22 protein-coding genes are annotated in these 22,428 nt (G+C 49.3%); 19 read left to right on the top strand and 3 right to left on the bottom strand.

Annotated elements, in window-relative coordinates:
* Positions 1 to 133: 133 nt before the first annotated feature.
* Complete coding sequence (locus P159_RS0113195; protein ID WP_029544733.1) at positions 134 to 1,063, bottom strand: LysR family transcriptional regulator; 930 nt, start codon at positions 1,061 to 1,063, stop codon at positions 134 to 136.
* Positions 1,064 to 1,217: 154 nt separating this feature from the next.
* Between P159_RS0113195 and P159_RS0113190 the strand changes: the two genes are divergently transcribed.
* From P159_RS0113190 to gltS, 7 genes are all read left to right on the top strand, one after another.
* Positions 1,218 to 2,009: an MBL fold metallo-hydrolase gene (locus tag P159_RS0113190; RefSeq protein WP_029544731.1), complete on the top strand. Its 792-nt coding sequence runs from the start codon at positions 1,218 to 1,220 to the stop codon at positions 2,007 to 2,009.
* Between the two features lie 134 nt (positions 2,010 to 2,143).
* Complete coding sequence (locus P159_RS0113185; RefSeq protein WP_051650363.1) at positions 2,144 to 3,124, top strand: ROK family protein; 981 nt, start codon at positions 2,144 to 2,146, stop codon at positions 3,122 to 3,124.
* A 92-nt stretch (positions 3,125 to 3,216) separates the two neighbouring features.
* The gene (locus tag P159_RS0113175) at positions 3,217 to 4,386 is read left to right on the top strand and encodes an MFS transporter (RefSeq protein ID WP_029544727.1); all 1,170 of its coding nucleotides are present in this window, start codon (positions 3,217 to 3,219) and stop codon (positions 4,384 to 4,386) included.
* A 296-nt stretch (positions 4,387 to 4,682) separates the two neighbouring features.
* Positions 4,683 to 5,186: an acyl-CoA thioesterase gene (locus P159_RS0113170; protein ID WP_029544725.1), complete on the top strand. Its 504-nt coding sequence runs from the start codon at positions 4,683 to 4,685 to the stop codon at positions 5,184 to 5,186.
* Between the two features lie 148 nt (positions 5,187 to 5,334).
* Positions 5,335 to 6,090: a C39 family peptidase gene (locus tag P159_RS0113165; protein WP_051650362.1), complete on the top strand. Its 756-nt coding sequence runs from the start codon at positions 5,335 to 5,337 to the stop codon at positions 6,088 to 6,090.
* A gap of 301 nt (positions 6,091 to 6,391) precedes the next feature.
* Complete coding sequence (locus P159_RS0113160) at positions 6,392 to 7,384, top strand: alpha/beta hydrolase (RefSeq protein ID WP_080706003.1); 993 nt, start codon at positions 6,392 to 6,394, stop codon at positions 7,382 to 7,384.
* Between the two features lie 60 nt (positions 7,385 to 7,444).
* Positions 7,445 to 8,686, top strand: a complete 1,242-nt coding sequence (gene gltS / locus P159_RS0113155; RefSeq protein ID WP_029544720.1) for a sodium/glutamate symporter — start codon at positions 7,445 to 7,447, stop codon at positions 8,684 to 8,686.
* Positions 8,687 to 9,276: 590 nt separating this feature from the next.
* Here the strand turns inward: gltS and P159_RS0113150 are convergent.
* Positions 9,277 to 10,452: an ADP-ribosylglycohydrolase family protein gene (locus P159_RS0113150; RefSeq protein ID WP_072004157.1), complete on the bottom strand. Its 1,176-nt coding sequence runs from the start codon at positions 10,450 to 10,452 to the stop codon at positions 9,277 to 9,279.
* Between the two features lie 155 nt (positions 10,453 to 10,607).
* Between P159_RS0113150 and P159_RS0113145 the strand changes: the two genes are divergently transcribed.
* The 7 genes from P159_RS0113145 (at position 10,608) to P159_RS0113115 (ending at position 17,434) form a co-directional block, all read left to right on the top strand.
* Positions 10,608 to 12,488 (top strand): hypothetical protein, encoded by a 1,881-nt coding sequence (locus P159_RS0113145; RefSeq protein ID WP_029544716.1) that lies wholly within the window; start codon positions 10,608 to 10,610, stop codon positions 12,486 to 12,488.
* 4 nt (positions 12,489 to 12,492) lie between these two features.
* Positions 12,493 to 14,115 (top strand): MBL fold metallo-hydrolase, encoded by a 1,623-nt coding sequence (locus P159_RS0113140; protein WP_029544714.1) that lies wholly within the window; start codon positions 12,493 to 12,495, stop codon positions 14,113 to 14,115.
* The gene (locus P159_RS0113135; RefSeq protein ID WP_029544712.1) at positions 14,108 to 14,935 is read left to right on the top strand and encodes a hypothetical protein; all 828 of its coding nucleotides are present in this window, start codon (positions 14,108 to 14,110) and stop codon (positions 14,933 to 14,935) included. Before P159_RS0113140 ends, P159_RS0113135 begins: the two co-directional genes overlap by 8 nt.
* A 20-nt stretch (positions 14,936 to 14,955) precedes the next feature.
* Positions 14,956 to 15,783 carry a hypothetical protein gene (locus P159_RS0113130; RefSeq protein WP_029544710.1) on the top strand — a complete coding sequence of 276 codons (828 nt, stop codon included), beginning with the start codon at positions 14,956 to 14,958 and terminating at the stop codon, positions 15,781 to 15,783.
* 113 nt (positions 15,784 to 15,896) lie between these two features.
* Positions 15,897 to 16,349 (top strand): hypothetical protein, encoded by a 453-nt coding sequence (locus tag P159_RS0113125; protein WP_029544708.1) that lies wholly within the window; start codon positions 15,897 to 15,899, stop codon positions 16,347 to 16,349.
* A gap of 135 nt (positions 16,350 to 16,484) precedes the next feature.
* Positions 16,485 to 16,664: a hypothetical protein gene (locus P159_RS20730; protein WP_185753739.1), complete on the top strand. Its 180-nt coding sequence runs from the start codon at positions 16,485 to 16,487 to the stop codon at positions 16,662 to 16,664.
* Between the two features lie 20 nt (positions 16,665 to 16,684).
* Positions 16,685 to 17,434, top strand: a complete 750-nt coding sequence (locus tag P159_RS0113115) for a hypothetical protein (RefSeq protein ID WP_029544704.1) — start codon at positions 16,685 to 16,687, stop codon at positions 17,432 to 17,434.
* A 57-nt stretch (positions 17,435 to 17,491) separates the two neighbouring features.
* Here the strand turns inward: P159_RS0113115 and P159_RS0113110 are convergent, their stop codons facing one another.
* Positions 17,492 to 18,037 carry a PadR family transcriptional regulator gene (locus P159_RS0113110; RefSeq protein ID WP_029544702.1) on the bottom strand — a complete coding sequence of 182 codons (546 nt, stop codon included), beginning with the start codon at positions 18,035 to 18,037 and terminating at the stop codon, positions 17,492 to 17,494.
* Positions 18,038 to 18,201: 164 nt separating this feature from the next.
* Between P159_RS0113110 and P159_RS0113105 the strand changes: the two genes are divergently transcribed.
* The 5 genes from P159_RS0113105 to P159_RS0113085 all read left to right on the top strand — a co-directional run bounded on the left by P159_RS0113105 (position 18,202) and on the right by P159_RS0113085 (position 22,175).
* Positions 18,202 to 18,732 (top strand): phenolic acid decarboxylase, encoded by a 531-nt coding sequence (locus tag P159_RS0113105; protein WP_029544700.1) that lies wholly within the window; start codon positions 18,202 to 18,204, stop codon positions 18,730 to 18,732.
* Between the two features lie 29 nt (positions 18,733 to 18,761).
* Complete coding sequence (locus P159_RS0113100) at positions 18,762 to 19,862, top strand: alpha/beta hydrolase (RefSeq protein WP_029544698.1); 1,101 nt, start codon at positions 18,762 to 18,764, stop codon at positions 19,860 to 19,862.
* Positions 19,863 to 20,640: 778 nt separating this feature from the next.
* Positions 20,641 to 20,901 carry a helix-turn-helix domain-containing protein gene (locus P159_RS0113095; RefSeq protein WP_349254359.1) on the top strand — a complete coding sequence of 87 codons (261 nt, stop codon included), beginning with the start codon at positions 20,641 to 20,643 and terminating at the stop codon, positions 20,899 to 20,901.
* 83 nt (positions 20,902 to 20,984) lie between these two features.
* The gene (locus tag P159_RS0113090) at positions 20,985 to 21,863 is read left to right on the top strand and encodes a radical SAM protein (protein WP_029544694.1); all 879 of its coding nucleotides are present in this window, start codon (positions 20,985 to 20,987) and stop codon (positions 21,861 to 21,863) included.
* A 45-nt stretch (positions 21,864 to 21,908) separates the two neighbouring features.
* Positions 21,909 to 22,175 (top strand): hypothetical protein, encoded by a 267-nt coding sequence (locus P159_RS0113085; RefSeq protein WP_029544692.1) that lies wholly within the window; start codon positions 21,909 to 21,911, stop codon positions 22,173 to 22,175.
* Positions 22,176 to 22,428 lie beyond the last annotated feature (253 nt).

The raw sequence follows: 22,428 nt of genomic DNA, 5'->3' as shown, positions 1-22,428 counted from the left end.
CTTTTTTAGTTGGGTGATTTTGCCTGCTAGAATCCTTTGAAGGATTTGCTATAACATGGAAAGCTATGGAGAGACAATGAAGAGCATTATTCTTATGGGTGAAGAAATAGAGTGTCCCCTGAAATGTTATAACTTACGATTTCGGGAAGGAAAAAGCAACTATTCTATCTTTACCATTTTCAGGAAGCCATCTAAGCAGGAAATCGCGGAAATTATGGCTGGCGTTAGTGAGTACAGTGGTCTTATCCCAGGCCAGGTATATGGTCTGACCTTGGTCATCTTCTGTGCCCAGTGGTTTCACAACAATATCTGGATGTGGATTCAGCATAGCGGCGTAGTCATAACCTATGTTTACAACCTGTTGCTGTAGGATCAGGTCGGCAATAAGCTGCTCATCGGCTGTTTCGGCTACAAGGTCTATTTTCAGCCCGGGAAGCAGGATGTATTTGTCCATATTGTGACGGAAGCAATGATAAGCGCGCCCTTTACTGACAACTCTTGTGCCATCAAGGTCCTTATACGTGATTCTATCCTTCTTGGCCAGGGGATGGTCACAATGAAGACGGACGCAGTAATGGGAGAAGAACAGCGGATCGCCGTAAAAGCGGGTTTGGTCAAGTTCTCCCGTTACAATGGCAAAGTTGCAATGCTTTTCCAGGACTCCTTTTAAGGCTGTGTCATCTGTGGTGTCAACTGTGCTGAGAATTATATCCGGAAAGGTACGATGAAAATCCCAAAGGAATTTAGCTCCTAAAAAGGCAAAGACATGGTCGAGAGCATAGACCGTAACCACACTTTTGGATTGCGAGGCTAGCGTACGCATGCTTTCAATGCTGCGGTATTCTTCTAACAAGCGCTGGACATGGGGAAGAAGTGCAGTGGCATAGTCTGTGGGGACAAGGCCGTGAGGATTGCGGATAAAAAGCAGTTGCCCCAGCTCGTCTTCAAGTGTCTTTATTATCTTGCTGACTCCCTGTCGTGATACATAAAGTTGGTTGGCGGCATTTTGGATATTGCCCTGTCGGTATACTTCCAAGAAATATTCCATTTGTTTTTGATTCATAATAGGCACTCCTTTCGTTTGTTTTTATTTTACAGCAACATTTTAGTTGCTACAATAGAAAGCTTATTTGCTTGTCGCGGTGTAATAAGGGAATTATACTAGACCTATAACAACACGAACGCAATTTATTAGTGACGCAAAGGAGAGTATGACCATGAAGATGACACAAATCCGTAATGCTACCAATCGCCTCGAATACGCAGGCAAGGTTTTTCTTATAGATCCATGGTTGATGCCGAAACATCAGTTTTCTTTTATTGATGTGCCTGGCAGGCCTTATCATGTGCCGGATGAGATGAAGGAGCATCTTCTCATGCCCTTTTATGACTTACCTATGTCGATGGAAGAGATCCTGACAGGGGTGGATTACTATCTGGTAACACATTTGCATCCTGACCATATCGATATGGGCATGGACGGTACCGTTGGTGCGCCGCTGGACAAGAATGTTCCGGTCATTTGCCAAAATCAACAAGACGCGGAAGCTTTTCAGAAGTCAGGCTTCTGTGAGGTGATGGTGTTATCTGAAGATGGCATGATGTGCGGGCAGGCAAAGCTGACAAAACTTCCAGCACGCCATGGAACCGTGGTTCCTTGTGGCGATGCGATGGGGGTAATGTTTGCCGCTGAAGGAGAAAAGACATTCTATCTGGCGGGCGATACGGTTTGGTATCCAGTAGTGGCTGATGTGTTAAAGCGTTACCAGCCGGAGGTGGTGGCGCTCAACTGCTGTGCTGCCGAGACCGTGGAAAATGGCAGGCTTATCATGGATGCTGAAGATGTCCATTGCGTAGCCAAAACTGCCCCGGAGGCCAGACTTTATCTGACTCACTTGGACAATGTGGCCCATGCTGCTCTTACACGCCATACGCTAAAAGGAAGTTTGGCAGAGCGCGGTGTGACCAATTATGATATGCCGCGAGATGGACAGGTAATAACTTATTGAGTTGTTATGAAAGTGAATACAGAAAGCACTAAGAGGCCGGGATTCCCCCGGTCTTTTTTTAATTGACAAAGCGGGAACCACATGATAAAGTATGTTTATAAACTCACTTTATAAACATACTTTCGAGGTGTGAGATGGACAAAAGGGATATGCGCAGGGCCAATCTTGATATGCTCCGCAGGGTGCTGATGGATCTGGGGCAGGCTACCAAGCCGCAGCTGGCGGAGGCTTCCGGCTTCAGCGTGGTGACGGTTAATGCCCTGCTGAAGACTTTGGTGGAAGCGGGGGAGGCGGAAGCGGTGGAGGCTGCGGCCTTGCCTGGCGAGGCAGGCGGGCGGCCTGCGCGGCAGTTTGCTTTCTGCCGCAACAGGAAGCTGGCGCTGCTGCTCTATATGTTTGAGGAGCAGGGAAAGGACAAGCTGGTGCTGGCGGTGGAAAATCTCCTGGGAGAAATCATTTGGCAGCAGGAAGTCTTCCCCCCTGAGATAACGGCAGAGGTGCTGCTGGCGCACTTGCAGCAGGCCAGAGAGCAATTCCCCGGGATCAGCCGGGTGCTGCTGGGGGTGCCGGGGGTGGACGTGGCCGGCAGGATGATGATCATAGATTATCTCCGGCTTCAGGGCATAGCCTTGCGGGAAAGTCTGTCAGAGGCCCTTGCCCTGCCGGTGCACATCTGCAACGACATCAATGCAGCGGTGACGGGATACGGCCGGCAATGGCCGCAGGCGGAGCAGGAAACTGTCATCGGCATCTACTGGCCCCACGGCTATCCGCCCGGGGCAGGTATCTTGCTGAAGGGGCGCCTCTATGAGGGAAAAGACGGCATTGCCGGTGAGATAGGCTTTCGTTACGCCAACCCTGCCCCTTACAGGGAAGGAGATTTCAAGGAATCGGCAGCAGCGGAAATCCTGCGGCTGACCCGCTACTGGAACCCCCATCAGGTGGTGTTCTACCGGGAGGGGCTGACAGAGGCGGCCTTAGCTGAGATCATGGCTGCCTGCCGTGAGGAACTGCCGGCAGCCTTGCTGCCTGAAGTCAGGCTGGGGGCTTCCTTCCAGCAGGACTATGCGGCAGGGCTGCGGCAGATAGGCAGGAATTTGCTTTTGAAAGAATGACAGGAGGTTTCAGTCATGCTGGCAGATTATCATGCCAGCATGGACAGCCCATTGCCCATGACTTTTGATTATTTGATTGAGCGAGGATTTTTATGGAAATGACACAGACCCTGCGGGAAGAATTCAACGCGGCAGATATCTGGACCCAGCACGCCACCAGAGCCGTGTTCTTTATCGGCGGCTTTGGGGCAGCCTCCTGGGCGCCCCTGGTGCCGCTTTTGCGGGAGAGGCTGGCCATTGGGGAGGATATTCTGGGACTTTTATTGCTGTGCATTGGCATCGGCTCCCTCCTCACCATGCCCCTGTCCGGGGCGGCAGCGGTGCGGCTGGGCTGCCGGAAGGTGCTGACTTTTGCCAGCCTGGCCTTTGCCGTCCTGCTGTTTCTCCTGAGCCAGGTAAGCGAAATCCTGGCAGCAGTGCCGGTGCTGCTGCTCTTTGGGGCCGTCATGGGCTGCATTGATGTGGTGGTGAATATCCAGGCGGTGATAGTGGAAAAAGCCTCCGGCAGGCGGCTCATGTCCGGCATGCACGGCCTCTGGAGCGTGGGCGGCTTTGCCGGGGCAGGGCTGTTCGGTGTATGGGTGGGAGGCCTGGGGCTTTCCCCTACCGCCTCCACCCTGATAGCGGCAGGAATCATGACAGGGGCTATCCTCTTTTTTGCCCGCTTCCTGCTGCCATACGGCGGCGAGGCCGGGGGCAGGATGCTGGCGGTGCCCAGGGGTATTGTCACCTTCGTGGGCATCATCGCCTGCATTGCCTTTCTGGTGGAAGGGGCCATCATGGACTGGAGCGGCGTGTTCCTGACTGCGGTGCGGGGCTTTGATATGTCACTGGCGGGCACAGGCTTCACGGTCTTTTCCGCCGCCATGCTGACCATGCGGCTCATTGGGGACAGACTGGTGCAGGAAATGGGCCAGAAAAGGGTCATCCTGGGAGGCAGCCTCCTGGCCCTGGCAGGCTTCCTGGCAGTGATCTTTGCGCCTGAGGCCTGGCTCCTCTATGCCGGCTTCTTCGCCATCGGCGTGGGCAGCGCCAATATCGTGCCCGTGTTCTTTTCCCTGCTGGGCAGGCAGAAGGATATGCCCATAGGCCTGGCCGTGCCCGCCGTGAGCACCCTGGGCTATCTGGGCATCCTCATGGGCCCCGCCGCCATCGGGGCCCTGGCCCATGCTGCCAGCCTGTACGCCGCCTTTGGGCTGCTGGCAGGGCTGGTGGCTGTGCAGTTTGTCATTGCGTGGTATGTGTACAGAAAGGTGCTTTGAAGGGAGGATTTTGCCCCGGCTGGGGCGAAGTAGGCAGACAGGCTATAACGAGTACAAGATGTCCCCCAATTCTATAAGTGGGGGCGGTAACTTACTAACAGGCGGCGAGTTAATATTTCCCGCCTCGTTGAAAGGCCAAGAGGAAGTTTTGCCTTCGGCAAAACTGGAACAATAGCCTTATAATGCATGCAGAAGCGAGGGTGCCGGCAAAGAGAATCTCATCTTGCACATGGACTGGTGACTGCTGCAGGTATCGGCTGAAGGTTGGAGCTTGAATGAATGGAGAGTGAAGCTGTATGTCAGAGAAAATCTATTTGAGCGAAGTGATGATGCCGAACCAGACAAATCCCAATGGCAATGTCCATGGCGGAGAGCTGATGAAGATGATGGATTCCACGGCTTACGCTGCTGCCCGCAAATACTGCCGCTCAAATGTGGTGACTGCCAGGGTGGATGAGCTGGAATTCCATACCCCTATCCTGATAGGAGATCTTGTTACCTGCACTGCCGAAGTCATTTACGTTGGTCATACTTCCATGGAAGTGGCTGTGAATGTAGAGGTGGAGGTTTTGGAAGCAGAGCAGGGCCCCCAGCACGCCCTGTCGGCATATTTCACCATGGTGGCCCTGGACCGCAACGGACGGCCCATGACCGTGCCGCCCCTTAAATTGGTTACAGAGGAAGCCAAAGCTGCCTTCGAAGCGGGAAGGCAGCGCCACGAGCTTTATCATGAACGCAAGAAGCAGCGTGCTGAAGCGGCAAAGAAGGCAGGCACTGTGCAGCAGGAAATCCACGGATGACGAAGCATATCCGGAAAAGAACTGAAGCACGCCCTGCCCGGAGTGCAGTGCCTGGCCCTGGTGCCGGAGCATATCACAGGGAAACGTGTCAATGAATCGTGAAAATTGAGCATGAGTTTGTTTAGCACACAGAGCAGTGGAGGGTGAGATGATGAAGAAGAAACTAGCAGCGGCTTTGCTGGCCTCTATGATGTGCATGGGCACGGTGCTTGCCGTGCCTGTGGCAAGGGAAGGTGTGATACCCTATCCGGCGGGACAGGCGCCGAATCAGGAGGGAGCCTGGGCTGCTCCCGCAGAAATCAATCATGATGATTCTCCATATTTTACGAAGCTGGATGTTTATCAGCTGGAAAGCATCAACGGCCACCGGGTGGTTATGCCTCATTATCCCAGCTACCAGCAGACCACGGAGTATACCTGTGGCCCCGCAGCAGCCCTGACCCTGCTTTACTGGCACGGCAACAAGGACTACGATGAACTGAGCCTTGCCAGGGAAATGAAGACCCGGCCTTATCCCTACGGCACCAATGTCAAGGATATGGTCAGTTTCTTTGGAAAAATTGGCTGGACGGTGGAGAGCAGCCTGAAGGCGGACAAGTTCAGCCGTTACGATGATTTCAAGGATTTTGTCTGGTACCATCTGGAAAAGGGCAGGCCCATTCTGGTAGAGAATGTGGAGTGGGGAGGTCATTGGCGGGTCATCATCGGCTATGACAGTATGGGAACCGAATCTCCTTTGGATGATATGCTGATCCTGGCTGACCCCTACGATACCTGCGACCATAACCAGGACGGCTATACCACCATGAATGCCACGAAGTTCTTCTCTATGTGGTTCGATCATTCCATCCTTCCGAAAAAAGAGCGGTATCAGCCCTGGATTGTGGCTTATCCGAAAGATTGACATAAGGGTAAGATTCATTTGATTGCAGGGGGTTCTAATGCACATATCTATGAAGGGGAGGATTGAATCGCGCCCAGGAAGGCAATCTTTTCGGGGATATAAATAGCGAAGTAGTTTCTGCTTTGAAAAAATGAGGCTGTCCCAAAATCTGTGTAAACTCCATATCGTGATGTGAAAGTGTTGCTAAGACAAGGGGCTTATCGTTCACTTGGCATCCGTTACGCTGAGAAAAGTTTGGCAAGCAAAGGTAAATGCCGCCTGCTTGCAGAATGTAGAGTGATGGGAGCGAAGGAGGATGGTTATGTCAAAAAAGATAACAAGAAACTGTGTCAACCATATTGCTTTTGCAAGGAAAAACCTGGCCTGGCTCAGTTTATCTGTCTGCCTGCTATTGAATCTTTTGTGCTTGCCCCCGGCTCAAGCGGCAGAAATACTTAGAGAAACCATCCCCTTGGAACGGAATGAAGTGCCACTGCATTTGGAGCGTTATATAGAGCAAGACGGAAAGATAAAGCGTCCCATCTTGTTCGTACACGGTGTGACATTTTCTTCCCATGAATTTGATGTTGATTACAAGGATTACAGTTTGGCGAGATATTTTGCCAAACACGGATTTGAGGTTTGGCTGCTCGATATTGCAGGATTTGGAAATTCTGGCAGCGTCAAGGACGGCTTCATGCCGGATTCGGATTATGCTTCGGAAGATATCGCATCTGCTGTGAAGCTCATATTGGAAAGAAATAATCTTGCGTCCATGGATGTTTTGGGCTGGAGCTGGGGAACCGTGACCAGCGGTCGCTTTGCCGCCAAGCACCCGGAGATGGTGCATCGCCTTGTGCTTTATGCGCCTATAGTAGCCGGGCTGGGTGAGCAGGATGTGAAGGAGCCTTTCAATAAAAATACCTGGGAGGCCGCAGCTTCGGATTTTCAGAGGAAAACTGATGGAGACATAGACTTTGACATCGTGGAAAAAACTGTGGCCAGCACCTATATCGATAATGCCTGGCACTACGATAGGGATACGAGTCCCAATGGTGGAAGACGAGATTTGCTTGTCCACAAGAGTGTGCGACTTATTCCGACAGAGAGCATAAAAGCTCCTGTGCTGATAATAGTCGGATCTAAAGATCCCTATGTGTCGCCTGACTTATGCGCTGAAGCGTATAGGACGCTTCCCAATAAAAAAGATTCGGAGTTGGTGATCGTGGACGGAGCCGCCCACGCAATGTTGATGGAGCGTCCTTATTACAAACTGTTTCGGGAAAAGGTATTAAATTTTTTGAATAAAGGCTGATGTGCGATATCGCGAATTGCGAGTTTCACGAGACCGCTCCTGTAAGAAAGGGGGGGACTTATGTCTTTTGAAACTGTTGAAGGTACATTGAATATCAGCTGTACGATGGTCATGACGACGGCGTTTGCCGCCATCCTGCTCCTGATCGGTTTCTGGATCCGGAAGAAGGTGAGCTTCTTCACGAAGTACTGCATTCCGGCTCCTGTGTTGGGCGGCTTCCTGTTCATGTTCATCTCCTTTGCCGGACATCAGAGCGGCGCGTTCGCGTTCAAGTTCGACATGACATTCCAGAGTCCGTTCATGGTGGCGTTCTTCACCACCGTTGGCCTGGGCGCGTCCCTTTCCCTTCTGAAGAAGGGCGGTATCCTGCTGATCGTCTACTGGCTGATCGCCGGCATCGTCTCCATCATCCAGAACTGCATCAGCATCGGCCTCGCCAATGTCACAGGCCTTGAGTATCCCTACGCGCTTCTGGCAGGTGCTATCTCCATGATTGGCGGACACGGAGCGGCAGGCTCCTACGGTTCCACCTTTACAGAGATGGGCTATCCGGCAGGTATCACCGTTGGCGCAGCAGCTGCGACCTTCGGCCTGATCTTCGGCATCTTGGTGGGCGGCCCGGTGGCCCGCATGCTGATCGAGAAGAACCACCTGACCCCGGACAACTCCGAGACCCTGGACACTTCCGCCGAAGAAATCAACGCAGGACACGGCGAGAAGCTCACCAACCTGGATGTCCTGAAGAACGTGACCGCGATCCTGTTCTGCATGGCGCTTGGAGCCGAGATCTCCGGCTGGCTCGGCAAGCTGATTGGAATGAGCTTCCCGTCCTATGTCGGCGCAATGTTCGTCGCTATGCTTGTCCGCAACCTGAACGAGCAGTTCCACTGGTATCATTTCAGATTCCCGCTGGTGGACGGCACTGGCGATGTCATGCTGAACCTGTATCTTTCCATGGCGCTGATGAGCCTGAACCTGTATCAGCTGCTTGACCTGATCGGACCGGTTATTATCATCGTGGCCGCGCAGGTGGTAGTGCTGGTGCTCCTTTCCATCTTCGTCGTTTTCCCGATCCTCGGAAAGAACTACGACGCAGCAGTCATGTGCGCGGGCCTTCTGGGCCATGGCCTCGGTGCTGTGCCCTCCGCGATCGTGAACATGACGGTGGTCAAGGACAAGTACGGCATGTCCAGAAAGGCCTTCATGATCGTCCCGATTGTCGGCGCCTTCCTGGTGGATATCATCTATCAGCCGCAGACCATCGCTTTCATCAAGTTCTTCGTGCAGGGCTTCGCAGGCTGACGGAAAGAATTACGATGATATTCTTTGCGAATTTTTTATACTGGAAGGAAAATCGAGGCTTTGCGGCGAATGACAATTCAGGGATATTTTAAATATAATATTCCTAATATTCCGACAAAATAGAGACGTGGCACACAGCGGTTTACGACCTGGCGAACAGGACGCTTCGCTTGAACATCCAGGAGGATTATTCCAAGCACTACGATTTCAAGCTGGAGTAAAAGGAGATCACTTGCAGGACAAGGAATTGCGGGTTAGCTGAACTTTCTCGCTACAGATAGTACGTTGCAGAGGTCCACGAAGCGAGACCTGCGGCTACATACTTTGAGGTGAAGTGGTAAACTAAAATTGGACACGGAGGGGGTGCAGATGCACCCCCTCCTCTTTTTGCCGAAGCACTGTCCCGTGCGGCTTCAGAGGCATACTCGCTTAACGATAACGAGGGGGTGCAAGGGGGTTCATCGTTAATCGAGTATAGGGGGTGCATCGTTATAAGATGAAAAAGCCCACCAGGGACGGTGGGCTGGGACTCAGGAGTTCCTCCATTTCTTTTTCATCGAGTTTATTGGAGAAGGAGGCCAGCCAATGTTCTACGCGATTCTCCGGATTTTGCCAATGGCCTGTTCCTGACGGCAGCCAATCTGGGATGTGTACTGGGGACTACGGTCAGCGGCCGCTTCATCGAAGCCTGGGGAACCAGGTATGCGGTGCTGGGCGGCTTGCTGTTCTGCCTGCTGGCAGCACTGACGGTTTGGGCGCAGTGCTATCAGCAGCGCATGAATTCGAGCCTGACGGTTCAGGCTGAGCATTGACTGCTGGCAATGCATCATTTTTTGACACAATTCTTCCATATAATCCAGCTTAATGAGTGAATTCTTCCACTCTTGCGGAATATCTTCCCAGCCGTATGCCAGACCTGCGAGACCTCCAACAATCGCACCTATTGTATCCGTATCATTACCGAGAGTGACGGCGGCGAGAACCGCCTCACGATAATTTTTCGTATTCGTAAGACACCAAAGGCTGGCTTCCAATGTGTCAACCACATAGCCACTGCTGCTGATGTCAGCTTTTGTAAGGCCAGCGAAACTGCCAAAATTCCAAAGCCTTCTGTAGTGGGGCACTTCCCTGGCAAACTCGCTTTCCCTTTCATAGAAGGCATGAGCCTCTGACAGGCCTTTTTCTATTGCCTTTAAGAGCGGCTGACCTATGAGCAAGTTCATGGCAATCAGCGTGTAGATGCCGCAAGCCATCTGGCTTCGTGGGTGGGCGTGGGTAAGGCGCGAGATATGGTGTGCCTCCTTCAAAACGTCTTTCACGGTGGAAATATTGTGCTGCCAAAGGTAAATGGCAAGGGGAGCAATACGCATGAGCGAACCGTTGCCGTTGTCGTACTCTCCGCTGCCACCGCAAGCAAGGGGCGGAGTGCCTTGTTCATAACGCTGAATGGCCGCTTGAGACGCTATGCCAACATCGAAGGTGATTCCCGTGGCAGTAAATTCTGCCCTTCTTAGCCAGCTCACAAAATTGTCCATGATGTCTTTGCAGTCGATGCGCCCCAGGCGGACGATGCTTTCCAATAGGCATAGCGTCATGCTGGTGTCATCAGACCAGGTGCCGGGGGGCTGGTGATGTGTGCCGTAGCCTCTCATCTCAGCAACAGGGTCATGGGCAATTTCCTCCCGTGACATAAATTCCACGGGGACGCCAAGGGCATCGCCAATGGCGTGGCCGACAATCATGGCTTTTATCAATTCCAAATCCAATATTCACGCCTCCTCAAAAAATAGCCTGAATAGAGTATATCACGAACCATGCGACATGTGGGTGGCTCAAAAACATGTGAGCCACTCTGATGTCGTTTCTTTTGTGGTATAATAGGCAAAAAAATAAATCTGTTTCGTCAGGGGAGGGGAAATGTATGGCAAGAACTGCGCCGGAAAGCAAAAAGATCTACCTGTACGATATGACAATCGCCGCATGGAGAGAAGTAACAGAGGAGGCAGACTCTCCTGTCGTTATCGTGGCGGATGTTTACTGGGTCAAGCGGGAAGGAGCGTATAGCCATCCCACAGGGCTGAATGCTTGCTATATGAATCCGGCTTATCAAGACTTTGGCTGGTCATACTTTCATACCGAAGCGCATCAGCGGCTGGTATGGTGTCCCACGCACCGTTGCTTTGAGAAGATACATCATTTAGAGCGAATGGACAGCATTCGCTCTGCATCCGGTTGCCGTCTGCAAGGCAAGATTGCTTATTTTTCGATAAATGTTGAACTCTCTTACAAGGAAAACATCGTAAAGACCGTTACCGCGCCTATCGGCTGGGAATTGAAGCGAATGGCAGACGGGAGCGTAGATGTTCAGGCAGAACTGTTTCAGATTCCTGTGAATATAAACTTCACAGACTTCGACATATCCTTGGAGGTAGAGAACATCGAGAGTTGCAGGGTGACCATCAGTGAAAATTTCTGTGTGGGCGAAGGCACGGTAAAATTTGCCCCCAGTGGCAAGGATTGGACAGATTTCGGTCTGGATATTCCGGGAATTGTAACTGAACAAGCAATAACTTATCTCCTTTTGGCAGCAGACGACGCATATATTCCCCCTGAGAGCAATACCAAGGGCTACAGAAGATTACGCGCCTTTTCCCGATGTCCCAAGGATTTGCATATTGAGTACTGGAGGGGAATTATAGACAAGAATTTCGATGGCCTTTTCCCACAAAAACAAAAAAATCCCTTTTGGGCTTTGTGCAAGTATTTGAAGATTCCTGTCACGGCAAAACTCACGGAAGGCTATGAGAAAAATCCTTTTGCGCCTCTGTGGGCAGTTATACTGAGGAGATGGGGATTCCGTGAGGAGGAGAATATAGAGCGGTTTTACAGTCTGGAAGAATTCGCAGGTATATCACCGAATTGCTTCAGTGAGTTTTGCGGTTCGGACGTAGGTGAAATGCTTTCAGCTTCTGCCAGCAAAGAAGTGGAAAACCGTTGGTATATGCTTGACCACTTTGTAAGATGGGCTTTGACCGTAACGAGTGAAGCTGATCTGGTCGGAAGAGGCTTATGGGCTTTGGCTTCACGGCCTTGGACGGAAGAAATCGAGGAAGAACTTAGCAAGGTGTATTGTCTTACGGATGACGCATATCTCTTTCCGGAGGAGCAAAAGCTATCGCCACGGGTGCAAAGCCACCTTTTGGGGCATAATCTGCAATGGCTGGGCCACCACTGGTCGGCAGAACATTTTCAAGCAATGGAGGAATTAAACAGGATAGAGGATTTATGGGAAGGGCGCTGTTGGGGAAAGCCCGGGTATGAGATAGAAAATTCGCCGTTTGCGAACCTTGAAAATGTGGAATATGAGGGGAAAGGAGATTTAACCCGCACACTCAGGCTGCTTGCAGCCTATGATTCCATGCTTTTGGGGAATGAAATCTGTTGCAGTGTGTATCCTCTGCCCTCTATGTTGGGACGGGACATGAAGCTACTTCGTAAATTTGAGCCGACCATATCATATAGACCACGAGATGGCCGATATGAAATAGAGAATGTAATGGAAAGATACCGTGAGGAAACAGATGTAGAACCACTTTTGGTTCAGTCCAGAAAAACTCGCTTGTTAGCGTATATCAGGTTTTTGCATGATTGCGGTTATCTGAGCCGCGGCATCGCTGATAAGCTGAACGGAGCGCCCCTGCCAAGACGCACTTTTGTGCGGGATTTGAGTATTTTGCGCCGGGCATTTCCCGAAAAGGAATTGGTGTACCATGCCAAGGACAAGCGTTATGTGTGGGAATAGGTAGATGAAAATGAAAGCCATTGAACTTATTAAGTCGATTAGGGAATTGAATGATGACATGGTGGATGCCGCACGGAATGTGTCTTTGGATGTCGATGATGATGCATTAGTTGCCGATTTGGCTCGTTGGGCAGCCAAGCGATGCGGAGAAGACGAGGCGGATGTACTGCGTGAGGTAAAAGCATGGGCAGAGACCGATTCGCCATTTCCCACCTTGCGAGATATTTTGGAAGTAGGTGCTGAGTGCAACGAAGAACATGACAATCCGCCACCACCATGGAAATTCCGTGATTTTCTCGGCTTTCGCGGAATGGAAGAGCGCAACGAATGGTATAAAAAGCGTGTGCATATTACCATTCATCGGGGAACAAAACAGATTGGAGGCAGCATCACCGAAATTAATATGGGGGAAACGAATATCGTGGTAGACCTTGGTAGTCAACTGCCAGGGAGTCATGGATCGTTAAGCGATGATGAGATTGTCAAAGAACTATTCCGGCCTTTTCGCTCCCACATTGATGCCGTGTTCTTCACCCATTATCATGGCGACCATACGGGATTGATGGATAAAATACCCTCTGATGTTCCCATCTACATGGATTCGGCCATGTTGACGATTTTACGGAAACTCCATGAGCATACCGGCAATAAGGTTATGCAGGAGCTGCTTGCCAATCATAATGGCCGTATTCACCCATTTACGGCAGGAGAAACCTTACGAATAGGCGATATTAGCGTGCACACCTTCTTTGTTGACCACTCGGCCTATCATGCTAATATGTTCCTTTTTGAGGGCGCAGGGCATACTATTCTTCACAGTGGTGATTTTAGAAGCACGGGCTATATGAGCAAAAGCCTTAATATTATCCCGGGACTGATTCACGACAGTTATCACAAAGAAGTTGATGTACTCCTGATCGAAGGTACGATGATTACTCGCTCGTCGGAGCATCTTTTAACCGAATGGAACGTAAAAAAAGAAGCTATGGATTTTATGAGAGACCATCGACAGATTTTCGTCGTATGCTCTTCCACTAATTTTGACAGCCTCACATCTATTTGCCGAGTGGCGCAAGCAAACCATCTGCCCATTTACGGCAGTCCGTATATCATGGAAATGCTAAAGACTTTTTCTGATATGGCAGGTGCATATACAGGTCTTTACGATTTGCCGCCAATCAAGGGAATCGACGAATTGAAACGAGCACACCCAAAGGAAGGTGTGGTGTTGCTGGGCTCTCTCTTAAATCGAAAAAAAGAAGATGCGTATTCATTGTACGACAGATATGGCTGTTATATGAGCGATTATAAGCCGCATTTGATTTACTCCATGTGGCAAGGCTATTTGAACCCCAAACATCCTGCTTACGATGAGGGCTTGGCAACCTTCGTCAATCGATTCGGTGATGAGGTGAAATATATCCACTCGACAGGCCATGCTGACAGAGCAACCTTGGCGAAGTTTATCAAAGATATTGCTCCACGGAAATATATTGTACCTTTCCACACGGAAAATCCGGCAGGATTCAAGGAGCTTGATGTCGAAGATAAATACAGGGATATGATGATTTTCCCGCAGGACGGGGATACTATTGATGTTGGGGGAGGAGAGATTTGGTATGAATGATTATCAAGCATTTTATGAGATGGTCAAAAAGTGGACGGTGAATGATTATCGGACGCAAAAAATAAAGGCAGAAGTTATCGTCGATATGTTAATTTCCGATTTTGTAGCAGACATAGTATCATATAAGATAGGTGTACCGACAAAACTCATAGCCAAAGAGTTTCCAATAGAGCGGATTAGTCAAACTGAAAGTGAACACCGGTATGCAAGTGTTGATTACCTGCTTTCCGATATGAAAACTAATGTTTATTTGACAGAGCTCAAGACAACCAATGACAGTTTTGATGGTATTCAATTCCTAAATATGCTAGGAGTATGTAAAAGAGGAATTGGTGCATTGCGTAGTCCGTTAGAATACGCCACTGTGGATTATGGCATTAAGCAACGTTTCGATAAACGGGAAACAAAAAAATATTTATACACAATAAAAAACATGGTGAACTGTCACGAATCCAATCAAACAGATTGCTCCTGTTTCGCTGATAAACGGCAAGATGCAGAAGAAATTGCAAAAAGAATGATAAATGAAGTTTTTGGAGAATTAGAAACCTCAAAACCTCAACCGCAAATAAAGATTCTGTATATAAGTCTCAATGAGATTTCAATAAGGGATAAGGTAGAAAAAGCAAAGATTCCATACGATACAATGGAAACAGACATTTTGCTAGAGCCGATTATTATATCAGATCTTATTGGCGATAATAATTTTTTTAGCGTACTTCGGGCGGATAAGAAATCAGCATGGAATCTGACAGGAAAAATATTGGAAGAATTAGTGAAGCCCTACGCTGATTGGTACAGCACAACTCGCTTTGAATGATTTTAGAAAGGATGATTTTCATGATAAAACTCACAAACCTTAAAATTGACGGAGAGGGGTGGTCGTATACAGCTTTGCCTACGCTGGTATCTTTAGGTGATTGTTGGGATTATAATTCCTTTCTCCGCTCAATCAGACATTTGCTTCTTGACACGAACATTGATAAGCGCGATTTTGAAATGGAAGAAACTGATATGAGTGAGCCGATTCTTAGCGATGTTCTTTCTCATACCGATGTTCTTTGCATAGCAACGCAACTAAAAGACGAGCAGGAAATAAAGAGCCTACAAATCATGGTGGATTTAGCGGTAAAAAATAATGTTCGTTACATCGCCATAATGCTGTGCAATACCAAAAGTCGCAATCATGAGCAGGAGCAGGCACTTAGCCGCTTAAAAGGGCAAGTAAATGCAATCATTGATTTCGCAGGATATAATTCGATTTCCAATGGGCAAGTAAACAACGCAGTTTCCTGCATTGTGCGAGCTATATTCGCCCCTCATATTTTCATGGGTATCATCGGGCTAGATCTTGAGGATTTGCGAAGCGGCATCAAGGAACATGATGTTGCAATTGCGGCCATCGTTAAAGAAACTATACATCACGGTTTCGAGAAGAAAATCCTTCAAGCAGCCACCGAACAAATATACATGCAACATAGGGACTTGAGGCAGGCGCATAATGTTTATTTTGCAGTCTTTGGCAATGAGAACACTATAGATATAGGAACTTTGCAAAAAATTTTACCGGGCGCAATGGTAAACAATGTTGTTTCAGCCACCATCGATAATGCCATGAAAGACGAAGAAGTGTTGGTAGTGACAATCGCATCAGGCTTTAAGAAATAGACGTTCGATATTCGCTTCACGTACTCAATATCATCAATGAGTAATGAGCCATGAGGCATGATGATCTTTGTTGACAATCAAATCGATGGATGAAAGATGGATGGTGATGCCTTATGAAAAAGTTCATTTTGGTCGTTTTATCTGCCATTTATTTTATCTTCCCTCTTGTCGCATACGCCGCCAATCAGCCCAAGGGATTTCCGACCCGTGTTACGGGGCGGGTGGTAGATGGTCACTATGAGGAATACTCCATCTATCCATGGTCGATTGAATATGACGAGGAAAGCGGCAAGATGACTCTGCTCTACCAAGTGGAAACCGCCTATGATACGGAGCCGATTTTCCTATATCTTGTCACCATTAACTCCAAGGAAAAAACATTGTATATCCATCGTAACTGGCGGTCAGAAAATCACATAGAATTAGACTTTATTGAAGCTGATGTGCTAAAACATGAGCTGACCTATGAAGAAAAATCAGGCTTTGATTTGGCATTCAAAAAAGCATTGCCACTATGGAAGTACCGACAAAAAATCGAGCGGCAGGGACAAGGGAAGACTCTGTGATAAGGGATGTGAGCCAACATGAAAAGCCTCGGTCGTAAGTTGTTCGATATTTGCCTCTCTATTTTCCTGTTATGCCTCGGATTTTTTGTTCTCGTGTGTGACTATATACTGCTTATGTCTGAGGACATTGAGCCATTGTATCATTTGATCGGTGTCATTCTTTTGCTAAGTCTTGCCTTTGCCTGCTGGCAAAAAGCCGTCAGTCTGCTTTACTATCTCAATGTCAGCGATGAGGAACGAGCCATGAGGCATGATGGCAAATTGTTTTTGTTGGGACTGCTTGCCGGACTTCTTTGGAATAACCGTGACAAGTAATTTATGGGGAGGCTGTCTGCATGGGAGCAAAACTTTTGAAGTCGAGATATGTGTCAGCCGATAGTGGTGTTTTTAGTGGCGATGAAGGCAAATATTATAGGAGATTCTACAATAGAATGGCTGCCATTTTCACAAGACCGGGGTTGATTTCATTAGACGAGGTAGAGCTCGACCCATTTAAGCATTTTAACGGTGATGTTTACATGGGGGAAGCAGAAGCTACGGGAGAAAATGCCGCCGTCCTTGCTGCGAAAGAGGCGGTGTCCAAGGGTAAATCTAAAAAAATCACAAAATCAAAAAATATACTCGTTCACATTTTAGGCGGCACTGGTAAAGTAGATTCGTCCACAGCCGCCGAAGCAGTTTCCACTCTTCGTGAAGTTGCTCCCAATGCAAAGATTATTCTCGGTGCTCATCTTGATGAGAAATTGGGCGACGCTTTGCGGGTCACGGTCTTTGTAAGATTGCACTATGATGGGGAGCGTTTTGACGAATATGCCGAAAAACTATATCGGCTCTTGCGAGAGACACCCAAGCATAAACTGCCGGGACTGAATAATTGTCCCGAATACCAAGAACTTTACGATTCCGCACGAGAAAATGACGATGACGATTGGTGTTGGTTTTCGGAAACGATGGATGTGGTAGCCTATGATTTATCCATGGAGGAATATAATCCAAGAAGATTCAATCCAACGCCGGATATGGAGGATATGCCGAAGTTAATCATGGAAGAAATATTGACGGGGAAGCGTCCGACGCAAACATGATGTCCAGTTTAGGGGGGCAAAATCCTCGCCAAAGGGGCAAGGGAAAGGTTTGAAGCGTTACTGCTTCAGTGCCGCATATTCCTGGCGGAGCCATTCCAGCCGTTGCTTTTCCCTTAGGATGGCCTGTTGGAGGATGCAGCGGTGGCCGTAGTGCTCCTGTCTGGCTGCTTCGTCGGCGAAGAGCAGCTGCCAGCGGGCTTGCAGGTATTGGAGTTTTTCCTCGTGGCGGCAGATTTCTTCTTGAAAGAGACGGGGCACCAGCGGGTCTTTGGCTGAATTTATCAGGTATAGTTTCATGGTGAATTCGTCCCTGGTGGGCACCGGGGGATTCAGGGGTTCTTCCATCCAGGCGGACAGCAGCTGCTGTCCGCTTTTTGTTATGCGGTAGAATTTCTTTTCCAGCTTCTTTCCCACCAGCTCTGTATGGGAAGCAATGAAGCCTTCTTCTTCCAGGCGGCGCAGCTCCGGGTAAATCTGGCTGTGGTTGGAGTACCAGAAATCTCCCAGCTCTTCCTCGAACAGTTTCTTGATATCGTAGCCTGCCAGCTCCCTGTGGGCCAGCATGCCCAGGATGATGTATTTCAGCACGTTCTTCTGTGCCATGCAGATCACCTTTCTTTCTCTCTTGTTGACCCCAGTATATCACATGAAGAAAATCTTTACATGTATTTATTTACATAATGTTGACAAAGCTTTGGGAAAGGGGTATTATAACAGACGTAAAGAATATGTAAATATATACATGATTGCTGAAAGGGGCATTTCTGATGGAATTCAAAGAACTGGACGATTTTCTGGGCACTCACTTTATCTATACTTACGACAACGGCTGGGAGTATGAGTGGTATGCCAAGAATGACCACACGGTGGATTACCGCATCCACGGCGGCATGGTGGCTGGCCGCTGGGTGAAAGACCAGGAGGCCAATATCGTGAAGCTCACCGATGGGGTGTACAAGGTTACCTGGACGGAGCCCACCGGCACGGATGTGGCTTTGGATTTCATGCCCAACGAGCATATCATGCACGGCGTGATCTTCTTCCCTAAGTGGGTGCAGGATCATCCTGAGATTACGGTTTGCTTCCAGAACGAACATATTGAACTCATGAAGGAATCAAGGGAGAAGTACGAGAATTATCCCAAGTATCTGGTGCCGGAGTTCGCCAAGATCACCTACATGGGCAAGGCCGGGCAGAACAACGAGGAGGTCATTGCCGAGGCTCCCTACAAGGGCATGACGGACGATATCCGAGCAGGAAAGTATTTTGACGCCGACTACAAGCGTATCAAGAAGTAAGGACAAGGTAGAGTGCAGGAGGTAATCCTATGAAAGTAGGCAGAGTGAAGAAACTGGCCCTGGCGGCCTTGCTGTCGCTGGCGGTAGCAGCACCTTTGGGGGCAGGCTGCGAGGCGGGAGCCAGGGCGGATGATTTGGTGCAGATGCCGCCCACTTATCGGGATGTGCTGGTGGCAGAGGTGAAAAATGCTGACGGCGCAGACCGAAAGCTCCGCATGAATGTCTTTGTGCCGCCCAAGGCCAAGGGCAAAGTGCCGGTCCTGATTTATGTCCACGGGGGTGGCTGGGCCAGGGGCTCGTATGAAGGTGATGATGCCAAGAACGTGCCCCAGGCTCAGGCAAGCGGGCAGGCAGGGCTGATGGCCAGTGACAATGCCTCCACATACAAGGTCTTCAAGGATGTGCTGAACCATGGCATTGCCTTTGTGTCCGTAGATTACCGGCTGAACAGCGAAGCTGCTTTTCCCGCCCAGATCTATGATGTGAAAGCGGCAGTGCGTTTTGTCCGCGCCCATGCAGATGAGTATGGCCTGGACGCAGAACGCATGGCCATAGCGGGAAGCTCCGCCGGTGCCCATCTGGCAGCCGAGCTGGCCCTGACCAGCGGCAATCAGGCGTTGGAGGGGGACGAGGGCGGCAACCTTGCTTTCAGCAGCAGCGTGAAGGCCTGCGTGGACTACTATGGCCCCACCAATCTGCTGACCATGGCCCCGGAAATGAGCCCTGCTTTGCAGGACCCTGCTGAGGCGGCAGAAACCCATGATTCCGTCCGGGCTATGGAGTCTGTGCTCCTGGGCTTTACAGGAGAAGGGGAGGGGGTAGGCACCCTGCGCAAGGTAGATGAGGCGGGAGACAAGTCCTCACCCTACTGGCAGATGGTAGAGTTGGCCAAACTGGGCAGCCCCGTCTATCAGGTGACGAAAGCTGCGCCGCCTTTCTTTATTGCCCATGGTGGTCATGATTCGCTGGTGCCCATCCAGCAGAGCCTCAGCCTGCAGAAAGCCTTGACCGATGCTGGGGTGGAGAATTTCTTTGTCTGCAACTCCAAAGCTCCTCATGGCTATCAGGGGGAAGATACCAACAAAGCCATGATGCGCTGGCTGTGCCGCCAGCTGGGCGTGGAGTATTGAGCTCCCTGCTATCTTAATGGATGCCCCCAAGATAACCATTGGATTCTTGCTGGGGGATCTTTGGGGGTGGCTGCCATCTGGCAGGAAAAAAATACCAATCCGGCGCTTGATAAATTCGTGGAGTGCATGCAAAGGGTTCACCATCATAGTTGACAGAGGGAAAATAGCCTAAAAATTTTTTAGAATACTGTGGCTTCCGAGCGATACTCGCTTAACGATAGGCAGCTGACCATGATGTTCCGGGATGGGACGACAATACAAATTTAATGTACAATGCAATGGGAGATTTGCTATAGAGTTTGGGAGCCTAACTTCTTTATGTGCTATGCCCGTGTCCCTCTTGTCGTGTTTCCCAAAATTGAATAAAATTTTGGGCTATGCGAGAAAGCGCATAGCTCAGGTATTGCTTTGGAATTATATGTCTATGGCCTTAAGAGGCGGCATCTTCCTTCCCCTTACCCTGACAATTTTTCGACAGCACGCCGTTGGCTCCCACTGTGCAATTCTCTCAATGACAATATCTACAGCCGTAGCAGTGATAGCTGTTATCGTCGACAGTCCGGTTCCGCCCCTTTTCATTGGTCTTGGCACAAGTTTCCTGTTCCTTGCGGCAGGTTATATTACCCATCATGGAGAAGCCGGACTTTCCGCGCGATAAAAATGTTTTGCCGAAGTTGTTAAAAAAAATCATTGACATATCGCGAAAACAAGATACAATATAGGCATGAACACATTAGAAATTTACAAAGCCTTGGCGAACGAAATACGTTTGAATATCATGGAATGGTTGAAAGAGCCGGAAAAGCATTTCCCACCGCAAGGACTGCATTTGCCGGATGGCAGCACATGGACAGGAGGCGTGTGTGTCGGCAGCATTCAGGAGAAAGCGGGGATTTCCCAGTCCACGGTGTCCCATTATCTTGACATTCTTCAGCGTGCTGGGCTATTGAAAGCCGCGCGCATAGGCAAGTGGACATACTACCAACGCAATGAAGAAACAATCCGTGAATTTGGCGAGTATGTCAAGAGCAATCTGTGAAAGGGCAGAATCAACTGCCCTTTTTTAAGAAATATTTATATCTAAAAAAAGCGATATATAGATTTATTAAGGAGTGTTGTATCATGCATTTTGCCAGTACCGTTGTACGTCCGCCTTATGAGGCGAACAGTGTTTTCCTGCAAATAACGTCCGGCTGTTCCCATAATGCCTGCCGGTTCTGCACCTACTACAAGGATGCGCCCTTTGGCGTATCGCCATTGGATGAGGTCAAAGAGGATTTGCAGGAACTCAAGGAGTATGGCGTATCTTTCCCACGCATCTGGTTGCAGGGCGCCGACCCCTTCCTGCTGACTTTCGATAAGTTGAAAACCGTTGCCGAGCTTATCCACGAATACCTGCCTTTTGTCCAGTCCATCGGAGGCTATGGGCGTGTGGACAGCGTAAAGAACAAGTCGGTTGAGCAAATCAAAGAACTTCACCGGATGGGGTATGACCGTCTCGTATTTGGCATTGAATCCGGCGATGATGCTGTGTTAAAACGCATGAACAAAGGTTATGAAGCAAAGGATATCGTGGAACAGCTGGGAAAACTGACGGAGGCAGGCATGGATTATGCCGTCATTTTCCTGAGTGGTCTTGGCGGGCACGGCTACGGTCTTTCCCATGCGGAAAAAACAGCAGATGTTATCAACCAGCTCACGCCGTTTCGGGTCATGGCGGCAGGGCTTACTCTTTTTCCCGATACTCCGCTCATGGAAGATGTGAAAAACGGTACTTTTGTTGAAGCCACGGAAGCCGAACGAATTGAAGAACTTCAGACGTTTTTGCGTAAATTGACGATAGAAACGACCATAGATGCGACCAATGCTTCCATCATCACGCCTATCTATGGGCAATTGCCGAATGACAAGCAAAAGATGCTCGATACTCTGGAAACTATCTTTCGACGTTTCGGAGAAGAAGGCTTGCGTTCGCGGCGGGAAAATCTCCGCATGATTTAACATAAATATCTTGTTTGCCAAATAGTATGTGTCGGGGGAATCATCATGCACTATCATGGTCCGATTGTACGTCCGCAAACAGATGCGGACAGCATCTTTGTTGAAGTAACAGTAGGGTGTACGCACAACAATTGTACAATCCTGCAGGCGGAAACCAAGACTCTTTATGCGTACAATACGACACAGTTCACCGACTATGACAAATATGAGTCCTCGATCTTCGATCCCCAGGCCAAAGCTGCCTATCGTGAAGAGATGTTCCCTAAGCAGTGTGCAGCAGCTTATGAATTGGGCAAGAACTTGCTGGTTTGAATTTAAGAAGGTCAACAGTCCTGATTCCCCTGCCAGATGCAAATGGCAGGGGATTTTCTTTGCTGTTTTCTATTGCTGCTGGATATGGTCAAACCGTATACCTTGCTGGGGTCAAATCTTCAGTCCTCACAAAAGTTGGTCAAAACTTCCGTTCCTTCCTGCTGGATTGGGTGCCGAAGAATGGCAAGGACAAAGTTGTTTGGCCTGTGTGATATTACGCCGAAGCTTAAAGGACTGCTTTGTGATGAAGGCA

The sequence above is a fragment of the Selenomonas sp. AB3002 genome, assembly GCF_000702545.1.
In the GTDB taxonomy this organism is placed as follows: Bacteria; Bacillota; Negativicutes; order Selenomonadales; family Selenomonadaceae; genus Selenomonas_B; species Selenomonas_B ruminantium_A.
This window is presented reverse-complemented; position numbering and strand designations above follow the sequence as displayed.

What these genes read in the sequence shown, in the direction of transcription:
- P159_RS0113195 (WP_029544733.1), bottom strand. Translation starts at nt 1,063, where the DNA reads ATGAATCAAAAACAAATGGAATATTTCTTGGAAGTATACCGACAGGGC.
- P159_RS0113190 (WP_029544731.1), top strand. Translation starts at nt 1,218, where the DNA reads ATGAAGATGACACAAATCCGTAATGCTACCAATCGCCTCGAATACGCA.
- P159_RS0113185 (WP_051650363.1), top strand. Translation starts at nt 2,144, where the DNA reads ATGGACAAAAGGGATATGCGCAGGGCCAATCTTGATATGCTCCGCAGG.
- P159_RS0113175 (WP_029544727.1), top strand. Translation starts at nt 3,217, where the DNA reads ATGGAAATGACACAGACCCTGCGGGAAGAATTCAACGCGGCAGATATC.
- P159_RS0113170 (WP_029544725.1), top strand. Translation starts at nt 4,683, where the DNA reads ATGTCAGAGAAAATCTATTTGAGCGAAGTGATGATGCCGAACCAGACA.
- P159_RS0113165 (WP_051650362.1), top strand. Translation starts at nt 5,335, where the DNA reads ATGATGAAGAAGAAACTAGCAGCGGCTTTGCTGGCCTCTATGATGTGC.
- P159_RS0113160 (WP_080706003.1), top strand. Translation starts at nt 6,392, where the DNA reads ATGTCAAAAAAGATAACAAGAAACTGTGTCAACCATATTGCTTTTGCA.
- gltS (WP_029544720.1), top strand. Translation starts at nt 7,445, where the DNA reads ATGTCTTTTGAAACTGTTGAAGGTACATTGAATATCAGCTGTACGATG.
- P159_RS0113145 (WP_029544716.1), top strand. Translation starts at nt 10,608, where the DNA reads ATGGCAAGAACTGCGCCGGAAAGCAAAAAGATCTACCTGTACGATATG.
- P159_RS0113140 (WP_029544714.1), top strand. Translation starts at nt 12,493, where the DNA reads ATGAAAATGAAAGCCATTGAACTTATTAAGTCGATTAGGGAATTGAAT.
- P159_RS0113135 (WP_029544712.1), top strand. Translation starts at nt 14,108, where the DNA reads ATGAATGATTATCAAGCATTTTATGAGATGGTCAAAAAGTGGACGGTG.
- P159_RS0113130 (WP_029544710.1), top strand. Translation starts at nt 14,956, where the DNA reads ATGATAAAACTCACAAACCTTAAAATTGACGGAGAGGGGTGGTCGTAT.
- P159_RS0113125 (WP_029544708.1), top strand. Translation starts at nt 15,897, where the DNA reads ATGAAAAAGTTCATTTTGGTCGTTTTATCTGCCATTTATTTTATCTTC.
- P159_RS0113115 (WP_029544704.1), top strand. Translation starts at nt 16,685, where the DNA reads ATGGGAGCAAAACTTTTGAAGTCGAGATATGTGTCAGCCGATAGTGGT.
- P159_RS0113110 (WP_029544702.1), bottom strand. Translation starts at nt 18,037, where the DNA reads ATGGCACAGAAGAACGTGCTGAAATACATCATCCTGGGCATGCTGGCC.
- P159_RS0113105 (WP_029544700.1), top strand. Translation starts at nt 18,202, where the DNA reads ATGGAATTCAAAGAACTGGACGATTTTCTGGGCACTCACTTTATCTAT.
- P159_RS0113100 (WP_029544698.1), top strand. Translation starts at nt 18,762, where the DNA reads ATGAAAGTAGGCAGAGTGAAGAAACTGGCCCTGGCGGCCTTGCTGTCG.
- P159_RS0113095 (WP_349254359.1), top strand. Translation starts at nt 20,641, where the DNA reads ATGGAATGGTTGAAAGAGCCGGAAAAGCATTTCCCACCGCAAGGACTG.
- P159_RS0113090 (WP_029544694.1), top strand. Translation starts at nt 20,985, where the DNA reads ATGCATTTTGCCAGTACCGTTGTACGTCCGCCTTATGAGGCGAACAGT.
- P159_RS0113085 (WP_029544692.1), top strand. Translation starts at nt 21,909, where the DNA reads ATGCACTATCATGGTCCGATTGTACGTCCGCAAACAGATGCGGACAGC.